11 protein-coding genes and 1 pseudogene are annotated in these 14,377 nt (G+C 69.2%); 5 read left to right on the top strand and 7 right to left on the bottom strand.

The window, feature by feature from the left end:
* Positions 1-42: 42 nt before the first annotated feature.
* Positions 43-858, top strand: a complete 816-nt coding sequence (gene ubiG / locus BSP_RS02160; RefSeq protein ID WP_152949159.1) for a bifunctional 2-polyprenyl-6-hydroxyphenol methylase/3-demethylubiquinol 3-O-methyltransferase UbiG — start codon at positions 43-45, stop codon at positions 856-858.
* A 50-nt stretch (positions 859-908) separates the two neighbouring features.
* Here ubiG and BSP_RS02155 read toward each other — a convergent pair whose 3' ends face one another.
* Positions 909-2,969, bottom strand: a complete 2,061-nt coding sequence (locus tag BSP_RS02155; protein WP_152949158.1) for an OPT family oligopeptide transporter — start codon at positions 2,967-2,969, stop codon at positions 909-911.
* 78 nt (positions 2,970-3,047) lie between these two features.
* Complete coding sequence (locus BSP_RS02150; protein WP_227976017.1) at positions 3,048-3,782, bottom strand: phosphatase PAP2 family protein; 735 nt, start codon at positions 3,780-3,782, stop codon at positions 3,048-3,050.
* Between the two features lie 198 nt (positions 3,783-3,980).
* On the opposite strand from BSP_RS02150, the gene mutM reads away from it, so the two are divergent.
* From mutM to BSP_RS02135, 3 genes are all read left to right on the top strand, one after another.
* Positions 3,981-4,844 carry a bifunctional DNA-formamidopyrimidine glycosylase/DNA-(apurinic or apyrimidinic site) lyase gene (gene mutM, locus BSP_RS02145; RefSeq protein ID WP_152949156.1) on the top strand — a complete coding sequence of 288 codons (864 nt, stop codon included), beginning with the start codon at positions 3,981-3,983 and terminating at the stop codon, positions 4,842-4,844.
* Between the two features lie 67 nt (positions 4,845-4,911).
* Positions 4,912-5,697, top strand: coding sequence for an enoyl-CoA hydratase (locus tag BSP_RS02140; RefSeq protein WP_054764253.1), 786 nt, complete (start codon positions 4,912-4,914; stop codon positions 5,695-5,697).
* Between the two features lie 53 nt (positions 5,698-5,750).
* Positions 5,751-6,665, top strand: coding sequence for an alpha/beta fold hydrolase (locus BSP_RS02135; protein WP_054764252.1), 915 nt, complete (start codon positions 5,751-5,753; stop codon positions 6,663-6,665).
* Between the two features lie 164 nt (positions 6,666-6,829).
* Here BSP_RS02135 and BSP_RS16280 read toward each other — a convergent pair whose 3' ends face one another.
* The 3 genes and pseudogenes from BSP_RS16280 to BSP_RS02125 form a co-directional block, all read right to left on the bottom strand.
* On the bottom strand, positions 6,830-7,126 hold the full coding sequence (locus BSP_RS16280) for an endonuclease domain-containing protein (protein WP_192513689.1): 297 nt from the start codon (positions 7,124-7,126) through the stop codon (positions 6,830-6,832).
* Positions 7,127-7,198: 72 nt separating this feature from the next.
* Positions 7,199-9,061 (bottom strand): annotated as a pseudogene (gene recQ, locus BSP_RS02130) (DNA helicase RecQ); the annotation flags it as partial.
* Between the two features lie 85 nt (positions 9,062-9,146).
* Positions 9,147-10,124 carry a complex I NDUFA9 subunit family protein gene (locus BSP_RS02125; RefSeq protein ID WP_152949154.1) on the bottom strand — a complete coding sequence of 326 codons (978 nt, stop codon included), beginning with the start codon at positions 10,122-10,124 and terminating at the stop codon, positions 9,147-9,149.
* A 357-nt stretch (positions 10,125-10,481) separates the two neighbouring features.
* Here BSP_RS02125 and BSP_RS02120 point away from each other — a divergent pair, with 357 nt between their 5' ends.
* A complete protein-coding gene (locus BSP_RS02120; protein WP_152949153.1) occupies positions 10,482-10,913 on the top strand; it encodes a DUF488 family protein in 432 nt (143 codons plus the stop codon).
* A gap of 178 nt (positions 10,914-11,091) precedes the next feature.
* On the opposite strand, the gene BSP_RS02115 is transcribed toward BSP_RS02120, so the two are convergent.
* Positions 11,092-13,044 carry a M1 family metallopeptidase gene (locus BSP_RS02115; protein ID WP_152949152.1) on the bottom strand — a complete coding sequence of 651 codons (1,953 nt, stop codon included), beginning with the start codon at positions 13,042-13,044 and terminating at the stop codon, positions 11,092-11,094.
* Positions 13,045-13,128: 84 nt separating this feature from the next.
* Positions 13,129-14,373, bottom strand: coding sequence for a multidrug effflux MFS transporter (locus tag BSP_RS02110; protein ID WP_152949151.1), 1,245 nt, complete (start codon positions 14,371-14,373; stop codon positions 13,129-13,131).
* Positions 14,374-14,377: the final 4 nt, after the last annotated feature.

Here is a 14,377-nt window from a genome sequence, read left to right as displayed (position 1 = left end):
CCCTGCTTGCGTGAAAGGGCGCGAAGGTCCATCCCTCGCGTCATGACCGCTTCTAGCGACGCCGCACCGTCTCGCCTACCCCGCGAAGGGCATGGTTTTTCGCAAAATTCGCCCGAAGGCGCATTCGGCGCATCGATTGACCCGGCCGACGTCGCCCGCTTCTCGGCCCAGGCGGCCGAATGGTGGGATGCGCACGGGCCGTTCGCGCCTCTGCATCGGTTCAATCCGGCGCGGTTGAAGCTGATCCGCGAGCAGCTGTGCGCCCGGCTGGGCCGGGATTCGCGAGCGCGCCGCCCGTTCGAGGGTCTGGCCCTGCTGGACGTCGGCTGCGGCGGCGGGCTGATCGCCGAGCCGATGCGGCGGATGGGCTTCACCGTCACCGCCATCGACGCCTCGACCGAGAACATCGGCACAGCGCGCGCCCATGCCGAGATGGTCGGGCTGGACATCGCCTATCGCCCGGCGACCGTTGAACAGATGGAGGCGGAAAAGGCGGGGCCGTTCGATGTGGTCCTGACCATGGAGGTGATCGAGCATGTCGCCGATCCGGAAGGCTTCGTGCGCGCCTGTTCGCGCCTGGTCCGGCCGGGCGGGGTGATGATGGTCGCCACCCTGAACCGCACCCTGAAGTCCCTGGCGCTCGGCAAGGTGGCGGCGGAATATGTGCTGCGCTGGGTGCCGGCCGGGACGCACGACTGGCGCCAGTTCCTGAAGCCCCAGGAGATCCGGGAAATGCTGGCGGCGGAGCCGGTGACGGTCGAGGGCCCCTACGGCCTGAACTATGACCCGCTGACGGATCGCTGGAGCCAGAGCGACGACGCGGGGATCAACTATATGATGGTGGCCACGCGGGCCTGAAACGCGAAAGGCCGCCCCGAAGGGCGGCCTTTCCTTTTTGGGCCGAAGCCTCACACCTTCGAAGCGCGGCTGCGGGTCCAGGCGTAGAGGCCGATCACGGCGACGGCGAAGCCGACGATCCCCGCCAGCATGGCGGGCCAGGTCGAGCCCTCGGGCAGCATGGCGAACGGCGCGTCGTCGCGGGTGGCCACGATGACGCCGGCGGTGAAGACGCCGAACAGGCTTTCGCCCACGATCAGGCCCGAGGCCAGCAGCACGCCCATGCGGCGCGCCACATCGGCGTAACGGGTGCTGGAGACCGCCTTGTCGTAGATCCAGCCGCAGACGGCGCCGATGACCAGCATGGTGGTGACGGCGGCCGGCAGATAGAAGCCGATGCCGACGGCCAGGGGCGGCAGCTTGATCTTCTTGCCGGTCGCCTTCTCCAGCACGGCGTCCAGGATGATGATGACCACGCCGATCACCGCGCCCAGGCCGATCAGGTCCCAGCGCAGGTCGCCGCCGATGACGCCGCGCGCCAGGGCCGAGATCAGGGTGGCCTGAGGCGCCGCCAGGGTCTTGGCCCCCTCGACGATGGCGGGCGGGCCGCCCTCGAAGCCGAAGGCCTGGTTCAGAAGGTTCAGGATCAACGGAATGACCAGGGCGCCGGCGCCGACGCCGACGATCAGGGCGACCTGCTGGCGCCAGGGCGTGGCCTCGACCAGCTGGCCGGTCTTCAGATCCTGGAGATTGTCATTGGCGATGACGGCGACGGCGAAGACCACGGCGGTCACGATCAGGGCGAAGGCGATGATGGACGGATCGGCGGGCACGCCCGCGATCGCCATCACGCCCAGCATCAGCAGGGAGGCGATCACGACGGCCAGTATGCCGACGCCCGAGACCGGGCTGTTCGACGAGCCGATCAGGCCGGCCATGTATCCGCAGATGGCGGCCACGGCGAAACCGATCAGGACCACATAGACCAGGCCGCCGATCACCAGCAGGGGCGTCGATCCGGCCAGGGCTGGAGCGGTCTGGGCGAACCAGGCCAGAAGGCCGGCGATGCCGATCAGGCAGACGACCGAGATCCCGCCGACCAGCTTGATCGGCAGATCCTGTTCGGTCAGCTCCAGCGCCTCGCCGTGATTGCGGCGGGCGTTGGCGGCCAAGGCCGAGGTCAGGCCGCCGACCAGGGGGCCGGCCAGTTTGATCAAGGTCCAGATGGCGGCCACGCCGATGACGCCGGCGCCCATGAAGCGGACTTCGCGGCTCCAGACCCGTCCGGCCAGCTCCTCGGCGCCCGTTCCGGCGGGCAGGGTGGAGGCCATGGAGGGAATGCCGTGCGCCGTCAGCCAGGCGACGGTGTCGGGGCTGGTCAGGATCGGCACGGCGATCGCCCAGGCCAAAATCAGACCGAACAGCTGGGCCAGGCCGACGGTCAGGCCGATCAGATGGCCCGCGCCCAGAAGGGCGAACTGCATGCCGAAGCCCATGCCGGTGGCGCCGCCGCCCAGGGCGGCCGGAAGCTTGAAGAATTTCGCCGCCTCGCCGGCGAAGACGCGACCCGCGACCAGCAGGGCGTAGCCGGCCGAGACGACGGCGCCAGCGACCACGACCCAGAGGCCGGACTTGTTCTCGCGCACCGCGCTCTCGGTCTGTTCGGCCCCGCGCGAGCCGACCTTCAGCACCTCGGCGGCGGCGACGCCTTCGGGATAGGGCAGGCCGCCGCCCGTCACCAGGGCGCGGCGCAGCGGGATGGAGAAGGTTACCCCCAGGACGCCGCCCAGGATGCAGATGGCCACCGACTGCCAGAAGGGAAACTCCAGCCACCAGCCGATCATCACCAGGCCGGGCAGGACGAAGATGATCGAGCTCATAGCCCCGCCGACCGAGGCCACGGTCTGGACGGTCATATTCTCCCAGATGGTCGAGGTCTTGAAGGCCCGCAGCACGGCCATGGAGATGACCGCCGCCGGAATGGCCGAGGCGAAGGTCAGGCCGACCAGAAGGCCCAGATAGGTGTTGGCGGCGGTGAAGATCACCGCCAGCAGGCAGCCCAGCACAAGGGCGCGAAGGGTCAGTTCAAGCCGGCCCTTTCGGGTTTGGGGCGCAGCGACGGCGTCAGTCATGAAGATCGGTTCCCACGTTCGACCGGGACGTAAGCCCATTACGGTCGCTGCGGCAACTGGTCACGCTCAGCGGACTCCTCAGGCGGGGAGGGGCTGGCTCCAGCGAAGGCGCCGGCGCGCCCGCCGAACCAGGCCCGGGGCGGCCGCCGTCACCCGATAGACCCCCGCCATGACCAGGGCCGTCAGGGCCCAGGACAGCAGGATGTCGGACAGGAAATGCCCACCGAAGGCCAGCCGGTTCATCGACAGGGCCAAGGCGTAGACGAGCCCCAGCGGCAGGACCGCCGGTCGCCACCGCGCCGGAGTGACCACCAGCAGGACGCCCACCATCCAGGCGGCGCTGGAGCCCTCGCCGGAGACGAAGGAGCAGTTGGACTGGCAGGCGTCGCTGATCACCCAGGCCGGGGTGAAGACCGCGTCGCCGCCGAACTGGTCGATCTGGACCGGGCGGGCGCGCCCCCAAAGGCTCTTGAACAGCAGATTGACGACCAGCCCCGGTCCGAGGGCCAGGGCCGCGACGGCGAACATCGCCCGCCGCGCTGCGGCGCCGACGGAACGCCCGCGCAGGGCCCGCCAGATCAGGCGGCCGATCACCCCCAGCAGCAGAAGGGCCAGGACCAGGGTGGAACTCTTGCGCAAGGCCTTGAGCACGGGATCGCCGGCCAGGAAGAAGCCGGCCTCAGGTCGGTAGAAGAGGCGGCTCACGGCGATGTCCACGCCCGGAAAGACCAGAAAATAGGCGCTGATCGCCAGGACGGCCGCCGCAGCCAGAACGGCTGCGTCGTCGCGCGTGAGACGAAGGCGAGCGCTCAAGTCCGTCCAGGACGAGAGGCGCAGACGCGGCGCGGGCGTGATGACGGACTGAGACACATTCCCCCCGGATTGGTCTGGAGACGCCAATGCCAGAGCGCGGTGTCGTTCCCGCGTCATTACGAACAATGTTTTCCGAACATCCGGGCGAGCACGGACGATCGACTTGGCCTAGGTTCCAAGACCGGCTAGGAGCGCCCCATGCCTGAACTTCCCGAGGTCGAAACCGTCCGGCGCGGCCTGACGCCGGTGCTGGCGGGCGCGCGTCTGTCGCGGGTGCGGATCAACCGGCCCGACCTGCGCTTTCCGTTCCCGGAAGGCTTCGTTGAGCGGCTGGAGGGGGCGACGGTCGAACGCGTGGACCGGCGAGCCAAATATCTGCTTCTGCCCCTGTCCACCGGCGAGACCTGGATCACCCATCTGGGCATGACCGGCCGTTTCACCCTGGACGGCGCCCAGCTGGGCGAGTTCGAGGAGGCGGCGCCCATCGCGGGCAAGCACGAGCATTTCAGCGGCTGCGCCGAGCGCGACGGCCTTGCGACCCGGATCGGCTACGCCGACGCGCGCCGGTTCGGCTTCATGGGCCTGATCCCCACCGCCCAGGTCGAGGCCCACCCCTGGTTCGCCGGCCTGGGGCCCGAGCCGCTGGGCAATGGCTTTTCCGGCGCCCATCTGGCCGAGGCCTTCGCGGGCAAGAGCCAGAACATCAAGGTCTCCCTGCTGGATCAGAGGATCGTCGCCGGCCTGGGCAACATCTATGTCTGCGAGGCCCTGTACCGGGCCCGGATCTCGCCCCTGGTGGCGGCCGGATCGCTGTCGAAGGCGCGGCTGGAGACCCTGGCCTCGGTGGTCCGCGACGTGCTGAACGACGCCATCGCCGCCGGGGGATCGACCCTGAAGGACTTCGCCAACGCCGAGGGCGGCCAAGGCTATTTCCAGCACCGGTTCGACGTCTACGGCCGCGAGGGCGAACCGTGCCGGGGCGAGGGCTGCACGGGGACGGTCGTCCGCATCGTCCAGGGCGGACGCTCCACCTTCTACTGCCCGTCCTGCCAGAAGCGCTGAGGCGACCGGCCGTCATGACGAACGGCCGTCGATCCTCTATGACCGGCGTCAACAGAGGAGACCGCACATGGCCGACGCCTATTCCACCCTTCTGATCGAACGCTGCGCCGACGGCTATGCGGTCGTGACCCTGAACCGGCCCGAGGCGCTGAACGCCCTGAACTCGACCCTGTTCGGCGAATTGGCGGCCTTCCTGGACGCGGTCGAGACCGACGACAGCGTGCGCTGCCTGATCCTGACCGGCTCGGCCAAGGCCTTCGCCGCCGGGGCCGACATCAAGGAGATGGCGGACCAGTCCTACGCCGACATGTTCAAGGGCAATTTCTTCGCCCTGGGCCATGACCGGATCACCCGGTTCAGAAAGCCGATCATCGCGGCGGTGTCGGGCTATGCCCTGGGCGGCGGCTGCGAACTGGCCATGCTGTGCGACTTCATCATCGCCTCCGAGACCGCCAAGTTCGGCCAGCCCGAGATCAATCTGGGCGTGGCGCCCGGCATCGGCGGCTCCCAGCGGCTGACGCGCCTGGTCGGCAAGTCCAAGGCCATGGACATGATCCTGACCGCGCGGATGATGGATGCGGCGGAAGCCGAGCGCGCCGGCCTGGTCAGCCGCGTCGTCGCCCCCGAGGCCCTGCTGGACGAGGCCCGCGCGGCGGCCGCCAAGATCGCCTCGCAAAGTCCCCTGGCGGTGATGATGAACAAGGAGATGGTCAATGTCGCCCTGGAGACGACCTTGACCGAGGGCGTCCGTTTCGAACGTCGCCTGTTCCACTCCCTGTTCGCCTTCGACGACCAGAAGGAGGGCATGGCCGCCTTCGTCGAAAAGCGCAAAGCCGACTTCAAGGGGCGGTGATCCAAGGCCGCGACCGTCAACCGATCGCCGTGATCCGGCGTTAGGAGGGCGTCATGCGCCGCCTTCTGCTCTCGCTCCTTGCGATCCTGACCCTCGTCCTGCCGGGCCTCGCCTTGGCTCAAGCCCCAGCCCCAGCCCCAGCCCCAGCGTCTCTGGCCCCCGCCTTCCGCTCTGATCGGATCATCGTGGAGACGCGAGGCGCGGGGCCGGACGTGATCTTCATCCCCGGCCTGGGATCGACCGGGGCGGCCTGGCGGTCGACGGCGGACAGGCTGGAGGGCCGCTATCGGGTTCATCTGGTGACGATCCGCGGCTTTGGTCAGACGGACATCGGCGCCAACGCCCGCGGCGCCCTGGCCGCCCCGGCTGCGCTGGAGATCGAACGCTACATCCGCGAGCACAGGCTGTCCCGGCCCGCTCTGATCGGCCATTCGCTGGGCGGTCAGATCGCGCTGCGCGTGGCGGCGGACATGCGTGGCCGAGTCGGGCGGGTGATGGTGGTCGATTCCGCCCCCTTCTTTCCGGCCCTGGTCGATTCCCGCGTCACGACGCGCGAGGTCGAGCCCCTGGCGCGCCTGGGCTATCAGGCCCTGATGCTGTTCGGCGACCAGGCGCTGAAGGGCCAGGTCTCGGCCCTGGGCGGGGACCTGGGCCTGGCCGGCGACATGGTGTTCGACGGCCTGGGCCTTCAGGGCGGCGACCGGCGCGTTCTGGCCCAGGGGCTGTACGAGGCCCTGACCGTAGACCTGCGGCCTCGGCTGCGCGACGTCACCGCCCCGGTGACGGTGGTCTACGGCTGGACGCGGGATACGAACAATCCGCGCAACCGGCTGGAGGGGCTTTACCGCTACGGCTTCTCCACCCTGCCGCGTCCGGCCCAGTTCGTCCGCATCGAAGGCGCCGACCACCAGGTGATGATCGACCAACCGGCCCGGTTCCAGGCGGCGGTGGAGCAGTTTCTGGGATAGGCAAAGATCTTCCCCCGCTTGCGGGGGAAGTGTCAGCTAGTCGAGCGAAGCGAGACGGCTGACGATGGGGGAAGTTCCGCTTCTGCAAGAAAGAAGACTTCCCCCTCCGACCCTGGTTCGCTGCGCGAACGCCGGGCCACCTCCCCCGCAAGCGGGAGAGGGTCCTATTGGCCTTTGGCCTCGCGATAAATGTGAGCGGTCACGGCGGGAAGATCGTTCAGCACGTCGCGGGCCGGAATCCGCAGGGTGCGTATGCCCTGCTCGAGCAGGAAGGCGTCGCGGCGCGCGTCCTGCGCCGCACGGCCGTCGTGACTGTCGCCGTCGATCTCGACCGCCAGTCGAACGCCGGCGCAGTAGAAGTCGAGCACATAGGGCGGTATCGGGTGCTGGCGTCGGAACTTCAGCCCGCCCAATTTCTCGCCCCGCAGCGCCTGCCAGAGCTGGACCTCGGGCAGGCTCATGTCCCGCCGCAGATCGCGCGCCTTGTCGATGATGTCGGAAGGACGACCGTCTACGGACTCCAGACCCTTCGCCAACGTCTCCAGCACCCCCTTGCCGTAGCGGTCCAGTTTCGACTGGCCCACGCCGGGCAGGGCGGCCAGGGCCGTCAGGTCGCCGGGTTCGGCCTGGGCGATCTCCAGCAGGGTCTTGTCCTGGAAGATGACATAGGGCGGGACGTGCTGTTCCGAAGCACGCTCGCGGCGCCAGGCGCGCAAGGCCTCGAACCGGGCGCGGACGTCGGCGTCCATGGTCTCGAGCGCGGCGTTGCGGCCCTCGCCCGAGCGGTCGCGGCGGCCGGAGCTGGAGGCGCGGACGCGAAGCCGGCGCACCTCGATCCTGCGTTCGGCCTTGTAGACGGCGCGCACCGCCTCGGGGTCGCCCAGGCCGACCAGGGGCTTGCCGTCGTTCGGATCCTCGACCAGCAGGCCCTCGAACAGCAGGTGGTCGATGATGTCGCGCCAGCCGTTGGGCGAGACGTCGGCGCCTATGCCCCAGGTGGACAGCTGCTGCTCCCACGGCTGTACATCCTTGGTGCGGCTGGTCAGGTGGTCGATCACCCGGCCCCGGCCGAAGCGGCCGCCCAGACGCTGGACCGCCGCCAGGGCCTTCTGGGCGGGGACGGTGGCGTCATAGGTCTGGGGCGGGTCGCCGCAGATGTCGCAGACGCCGCAAGGGGCCGCGTCGGTCTCGCCGAAATAGCGGCGCACGGCCTGGGCGCGGCAGACAGCCCCGTCCAGCATGGCGAACAGCTGGCGAGCCTTGCGCACCTGAACCTGTTTGACCTCCTCGGCCATGGGGCGGCCGTCCAGCCGCCGCAGGGTCCAGGCGATGTCGGAGGGGCCGTACAGGGTGATGCCCTCGGCCGGTTCGCCGTCGCGCCCGCCCCGCCCGATCTCCTGCCAATAGGCCTCCAGCGAACCCGGCGGATCGGCGTGGATGACGAAGCGGACGTCGGCCTTGTCCACCCCCATGCCGAAGGCGATGGTGGCCACCATGACGGCCCCGTCCTCGGCCAGGAACCGCTCCAGCCGCCGGTCGCGCTCCTTCGTATCCATGCCCGCGTGATAGGCGATGGCGTTGGTTCCGGCGTCGCGCAGGGCCTGGGCCACGCGTTCGCAGCCGTCGCGGCTGCCGCAATAGACCACGCCCGACTTGCCGCGCCGTTCGCGCACCAGTTCGATGACGCGGGCGTCGGTCCTGGTGCGCGAGGCGCTCTCCTTGCGTTCGGCCGACAGCTGCAGGTTCGGGCGGGCGAAACTGTCGACGAAGACCCGGGCCCCCTCCAGCCGCAGCGAGCGCAGGATGTCGTCGCGGGTGCGGGCGTCGGCCGTGGCGGTCACGGCGATGCGGGGGACGTGGGGGAACCGCTCGGCCAGCAGGCCCAGGCTGCGATAGTCGGGGCGGAAGTCGTGGCCCCACTGGCTGACGCAGTGGGCCTCGTCGATGGCGATCAGGCTGAGGGGCAGTTCGGCCAGCCGATCCATCATGGCGCCCGCTGCCAGACCTTCGGGCGAGACGTAGAGCAGGTCGAGGTCGCCTGAGCGGGCGGCGGCCCAGATGGCCGACCGTTCGTCCAGCGAGACACCGGAATCCAGCCGGGCTGCAGCGACCCCCTGCTGTTTCAGGGCCTCGACCTGGTCGGTCATCAGGGCGATCAGGGGCGAGACCACCAGGCCCAGGCCGGGGCGCAGGATGGCCGGGATCTGATAGCAGACGCTCTTGCCGCCGCCGGTGGGCAGGACGGCCAGGACGTCGCGCCCGGCCAGGACCTCGGCCACCACCTGGCTTTGCAGGCCGCGGAAGTCGCCATGGCCCCAGACGCGCGACAGCAGGGAGCGGGCGTCGGCCAGACCGGGGGTCGTGGCGGGGCGGGGCTGGGTCTGGAGGGCCGGCATCCGAAGGTTGTGCACTCTTTGTTCCGGCCTGCGAAGCCCCTTCGACCGCTTTCACGGCCGAGCGGCTGACGCGGCTGGGGACGGATCAGTGCGCGGGCGAGGGGGCGAACTGGCCGCCGACGCGATAGCGGTACAGATAGGAGGGCGCGATCGACTCCATGCTGGCCGGATGGACGACGCCCAACGCGGCCAGACCCTCGGCGTCCGGCGAGACCACATTGTCCTTCTGCAGCATGACGACCTGATCGCGGGTCAGGGGCGGGGTCAGACCGATCAGGCTGGCGGTCTGGAGCAGCGAGCCCAGCAGCCGGGCGACCGGGAAGGGAATGGGGGCCAGCAGACGGTCGCGACCCGTCTCGCGTTTCACCAGCTCCAGCACTTCGCGGAACGTAAAGATATCCGGTCCGCCCAGTTCATAGGTGCGGCCGGCCGCGTCGCCGCGGGTCACGGCCCGGGCCACGGCCTCGGCCACATCGCCGACATAGACCGGCTGGAACCGGGTCTTGCCGCCGCCGATCAGCGGCAGGGCGGGCGCCAGGGTCGCCATGGCGGCGAACCGGTTCAGGAAGCCGTCGTCGGCGCCGAAGACCAGCGAAGGACGCAGGATGACGGCGTCAGGATAGACGGCGCGGATCTCGTTTTCCGCCTCGCCCTTGGTGCGGGCGTAGGCGGAGGGGCTGTCGGCGTCGGCGCCGATGGCCGAGATCTGGACGACACGTTCGACGCCGGCCGACTTGGCCGCCTGGGCGATGTTCTTGGCGGCCTCGACGTGGGCGCTCTTGAAGCCGCGCTTGCCGCCGCCGTCGTGCAGGACGCCGACCAGATTGACCACGGCGTTCGAGCCGCGCACGGCCGCCGCCACATCCTCGGCGCTGGTGACGTCGCAGCGGATGAACTGAATCTGGCCCGGATCGCCGGCCGGCTGGACCTCGATGGCCAGGACCGGGTTGCGCACCGCCACGCGGATGCGCCAGCCGCGACGGGCCAGGGCGCGCACCGCCTGGGCTCCGATGAAGCCCGAACCTCCGAAGAGGGTCACGACGCCGGGGGCGAGGTCAGCCATGGGAGAAGCTCCAGTGAATTCCGTGTCGGCGGGATAGCCGATGGGGCGCCGCATCGCAACGCGGGCGACCCGGTCCGGGCGGAGGAAACGAAAAACAGTGTCCGATGTGTCCGATGTGTCCGGTTCGCGCGGTCGTGCGCTCCCAAAAAAGGTGTCCGATGTGTCCGATGTGTCCGATGTGTCCGATCTGTCCGATCCGATCTGCTCGCCCGTCCGCCGCCTCCGCTCGTCCCCGTCGATCCGCGACTGTCGCACGGCGGGCGGCCCAGGGGCGCAGAAGGCGGGTTTGGAGTCCTAAGCGGTTGGAAAGGCTGAGGGCGGCTTGGCGATCGAGCGGCGCTCGCCCATCTAGGGCCCATGCAGATTTTCACCATCGGATATGAGGGGGCGACCCAGGCGGAGGTGATCGGGCGGCTGAAGGGCGCCGGGGTCGATCTGCTGATCGACGTCCGGGCGGTCGCCGCCTCGCGCCGCGCCGGCTTTTCCAAGACGGTCCTGGGCGAAAGCCTGAAGGCCGAGGGGATCGACTATCTGCATCTGCGGGGGCTGGGCACGCCCAAGGCCGGTCGCGACGCGGCCCGCAAGGGCCATGTCGCCGAGATGCGCGCGATTTTCGCCGACCATCTGGCCGAGCCCCAGGCCCAGGTGGAGTATGCGCGGCTGAAGGATCTGGCGGGTGAGAAGCGCGTGGCCCTGCTGTGTTTCGAGGCCGATCACGCGGGATGCCACCGCGCGGTGTTGGCCGAGCGGCTGGCCGAGGAGGACGGGGCGACGGTGGTCAATCTGTAGGGGCGGTGGCGAGGCCCACCTTCCCCCGCTTGCGGGGGAAGCGTCAGGTCGTGGCGCGAAGCGACACGCCTGACGATGGGGGGCGTTTTTCCTCTGAAACAAGACTCCCCTCTCCGACCCTGGTTCGCTTCGCGAACGCCGGGCCACCTCTCCCGCAAGCGGGAGAGGGTCTTTTGCTTTACGGCCGGCCCACCAGGTCGTCGACCGAGCCGCTGGTCACCGGGTGATACAGGGGCCGGGCCTCGGCGTAGATGCGGCGGGCGATGGAACGGCCCCAGTCGCCCTCGTTCCACAGGGTCTGGAACAGGGGCAGGACGAATTTGCGTCGGCCCTGGCTGGTCAGGAACCGCTCGGCCGTGGCGACCGCGGGCTGATAGCGGTGGGCCAGGGCGATCTGGAGCCAGGCGAAGGTCAGTTCGCTGTTGCCCTCGTTCGCCAGGTTCAGGGTGCGCTCCATGTCCGCCAGCTGGGCGTCGGTGAGCCAGTCGCCGCTGCCGTTTCCAACCGGGGGGCGCCAGCCGAGGAAGCGCTGGCGCTGCTGAGTGTTCCAGTCCTTCCAGGGGACGGCCGAGGCGGGGCCCTTGCCGACAAAGAAGGCCCATGCCGCGTCATCGACCGGCTTGAAGGCGTTCGAAACGGGCGCCACGGCGTTGGACGGCAGGCCGGGCTGATAGACCCAGGCGTCCAGCTGAAGCTGGGATTCCAGGGCCGCGTCGCCCTTCACCAGATGGGTGCGGATGTCGTCCAGGAACATGGCCGTGGTCATGGGGCGATAGGCGTTGCGGTCGAAATAGCCGCGCAGCCAGGCGTCGAACCGATCCCGGCCCACGGTGCGTTCGACCGTCCGCAGGAACAGGGCGCCCTTTTCATAGGCGATGTCGTTCATGCCGTCGTCGGGGTCGCGGCCCTTCAGGTCCAGATGCAGGCGGGTGTCGGGCGCGGGCAGGGACTTCAGCGTGTCCTGCAGGCTGCCCCAGCCCAGGACCTGTTCCTGCATGGCGCGGTCATGACCATAGACCGACTCCATGATCCGGTTCTCGAAATAGACGGTGAAGCCCTCGTTCAGCCAGAAGTCGTTCCAGGTCGCGTTGGTCACCAGATTGCCCGACCAGGAGTGGGCCAGTTCGTGCGCCACCAGCGAGACCAGCGACCGGTCCCCGGCGATGATCGTCGGGGTGGCGAAGGTCAATTTGGGGTTCTCCATCCCGCCGAACGGGAAGGAGGGCGGCAGGACCAAGAGGTCGTAGCGGCCCCAGCGATAGGGGCCGTAGAGCTTTTCGGCCGCGTCCACCATCTCGGCGGTCGGCTCCAGCTCATGGGCGGCGGCGCGCAGGCGGCTGGGCTCGGTCCAGACCCCGGTGCGTTCGTCGAAGGGGGCGAAGGCGATGTCGCCGACGCCGATGGCGATCAGATAGGGCGGGATCGGATTGTCCATCCGGAAGCGCCAGGTCTTCATACCGTCGGCGGCGGGCTCGCCGTTCGGCGTCAGATGGTCGGCGCTCATGACCACGGTCAGGTCTTCGGGCGCGGTGATCCGGGCCGAATAGGTCTGGCGAATGCCGGGGCTGTCCTGGGTCGGGACCCAGGTGCGGGTCAGGATGGCCTGGCCCTGGCTGAACAGATAGGGCTTTTGACCGCCCGCCGTCTGGCTGGGCGACAGCCATTGCAGGGCCGCTGCGTCGGGCCGGGTCGAATAGCGGACGGTGATCTTGCGCCGTTCGTTGGGCGCGAAGGCCGGGAAATAGACGGTCAGGGGCTGGCCCTTGATGGCGTCATTGTCGCCGACGACGTAACGCAGCGGCTGACCCGAGGCGTCGCGCACGTCCTGAATGTCCAGATTGCGGATGTCGAGAATGATCTCGTTGGCGCCGGGGACGGCCAGGATGTCCAGGGTCGCCGTGCCCGACAGGGTCTTGGCCTCGAAGTTCGCGGTCAGGTCCAGGGCCACATCGACGACGCGGGCGATCTCGGGACGGGCGTAGGTGTGGCTGTCGACGGCGTCCGGGCCGGGGGCGGGCGCGACGGCCGGCGGCGCCAGGGCCGCGCTTCCGGTCGTGGTCGAACAGGCCGAAAGGCCCAGGGCCGAGGCGAGTGCGAGGGCGGAGACGAGGCCGAAGGCTTTGCGCGTCATCGAGGCTTTCCGGATCAGATCATGAGCTTGGCCCGGAGAACGCGCGGAAACGCGAAAAAGATCAAGCCTCGACGCGGCCGCAGCCTATGCGGTCGGTGGCGCGTGATGGGCGCGGAACAGCCGGCCCCGCTCGGCGAACAGGACCAGGGCCAGGGCCGTCAGGCCGAAGACGGTGAAGCCCAGGGACATGGGCACGGTGGTGCCGTTGAACTGCTGACCCACCGCAAAGCCCAGCAGGGAGCCGAAGACGGTGGAGATGAAGCCCTGGATCGAGGCGGCCGTGCCGGCGATATGGCCCATGGTCTCCATGGCCATGGCGCCGAAGTTCCCGGCGATCAGGCCGAAACAGAACATGGTCAGGGTCTGCAGGACCGCGAAGGTCCAGATCGTCTCATGTCCGCTGAGGGCCACCGCCGCATGGACCGCCGACACCGTGGTGAAGCCGATCAGGGCGGTGTGGGAGATCTTGCGCGAGCCCAGTTTCACGACCAGCCGGGCGTTGACCAGGGAGGCGACCGCTATGCCGCCCGCGATCAGGGCGAAGACGGCGGGGAAGGCGGCCTCGGCGTCGAAGACGTCGGCGAAGATCTGCTGGGAGGAGTTGATGAAGCCGAACAGGGCGCCGGTGATGGCCGTCATGGCCAGGGTGTAGCCCATGGCGGTGCGGTCGGTCAGGGCGGTCTTATAGGCCGAGGTCAGGCGTTTGACCTGGATCGGCAGACGATCCTCCGGCTTCAGGGTCTCGGGCAGGCGCAAGGACGCCCAGACGATCAGGGCCACGCCGATCAGGCCGAGGCCCGCGAAGATCCAGCGCCACGGCCCGACCAGCATGATCAACTGCCCCAGCGACGGCGCCAGGATGGGCACGCCCAGGAAGACCAGGAAGCTGAACGACATGACCCGGGCCATGGTGCGCCCCTCATAGCGGTCGCGCACGATGGAGACGGCCAGCACGCGGGTGCAGGCGCTGCCCAGCCCCTGGCCGATCCGCGCCAGGATCAGGGTCTCGAAGGTGGGGGCCAGGGTCGCCAGCAGGCTGAACATCACATAGACGCCGACGCCGAACAGCAGCACCGACTTGCGTCCGAACCGGTCTGCGACCGGACCATAGATCAGCTGCGCCGCGCCGAAGCCCAGAAGATAGGCGGTCACCACCCACTGAAGGCTGTTTTCGTTCGCCACGCCCAGGTCGGCGCCTATGGCGGGCAGGGCGGGCAGCATGGAATCGATCGCCAGGGCGTTCAGCGCCATCATCAGGGCGATCAGACAGACGAACTCGACGAATCCGGGTTCTCTTCTGGCGGGGGCTGACGCGGCGGAAACGGACATCCGG

It is taken from the genome of Brevundimonas sp. Bb-A (assembly GCF_009394735.1).
Taxonomy (GTDB): Bacteria; Pseudomonadota; Alphaproteobacteria; order Caulobacterales; family Caulobacteraceae; genus Brevundimonas; species Brevundimonas aurantiaca.
The sequence above is the reverse complement of the archived record's forward strand: the minus strand, read 5'-3'. Positions and strand labels throughout refer to the sequence as shown.

What these genes read in the sequence shown, in the direction of transcription:
- BSP_RS02155 (WP_152949158.1), bottom strand. Translation starts at nt 2,969, where the DNA reads ATGACTGACGCCGTCGCTGCGCCCCAAACCCGAAAGGGCCGGCTTGAA.
- BSP_RS02125 (WP_152949154.1), bottom strand. Translation starts at nt 10,124, where the DNA reads ATGGCTGACCTCGCCCCCGGCGTCGTGACCCTCTTCGGAGGTTCGGGC.
- BSP_RS02115 (WP_152949152.1), bottom strand. Translation starts at nt 13,044, where the DNA reads ATGACGCGCAAAGCCTTCGGCCTCGTCTCCGCCCTCGCACTCGCCTCG.
- BSP_RS02140 (WP_054764253.1), top strand. Translation starts at nt 4,912, where the DNA reads ATGGCCGACGCCTATTCCACCCTTCTGATCGAACGCTGCGCCGACGGC.
- ubiG (WP_152949159.1), top strand. Translation starts at nt 43, where the DNA reads ATGACCGCTTCTAGCGACGCCGCACCGTCTCGCCTACCCCGCGAAGGG.
- BSP_RS16280 (WP_192513689.1), bottom strand. Translation starts at nt 7,126, where the DNA reads ATGAGCCTGCCCGAGGTCCAGCTCTGGCAGGCGCTGCGGGGCGAGAAA.
- BSP_RS02110 (WP_152949151.1), bottom strand. Translation starts at nt 14,373, where the DNA reads ATGTCCGTTTCCGCCGCGTCAGCCCCCGCCAGAAGAGAACCCGGATTC.
- BSP_RS02135 (WP_054764252.1), top strand. Translation starts at nt 5,751, where the DNA reads ATGCGCCGCCTTCTGCTCTCGCTCCTTGCGATCCTGACCCTCGTCCTG.
- BSP_RS02120 (WP_152949153.1), top strand. Translation starts at nt 10,482, where the DNA reads ATGCAGATTTTCACCATCGGATATGAGGGGGCGACCCAGGCGGAGGTG.
- mutM (WP_152949156.1), top strand. Translation starts at nt 3,981, where the DNA reads ATGCCTGAACTTCCCGAGGTCGAAACCGTCCGGCGCGGCCTGACGCCG.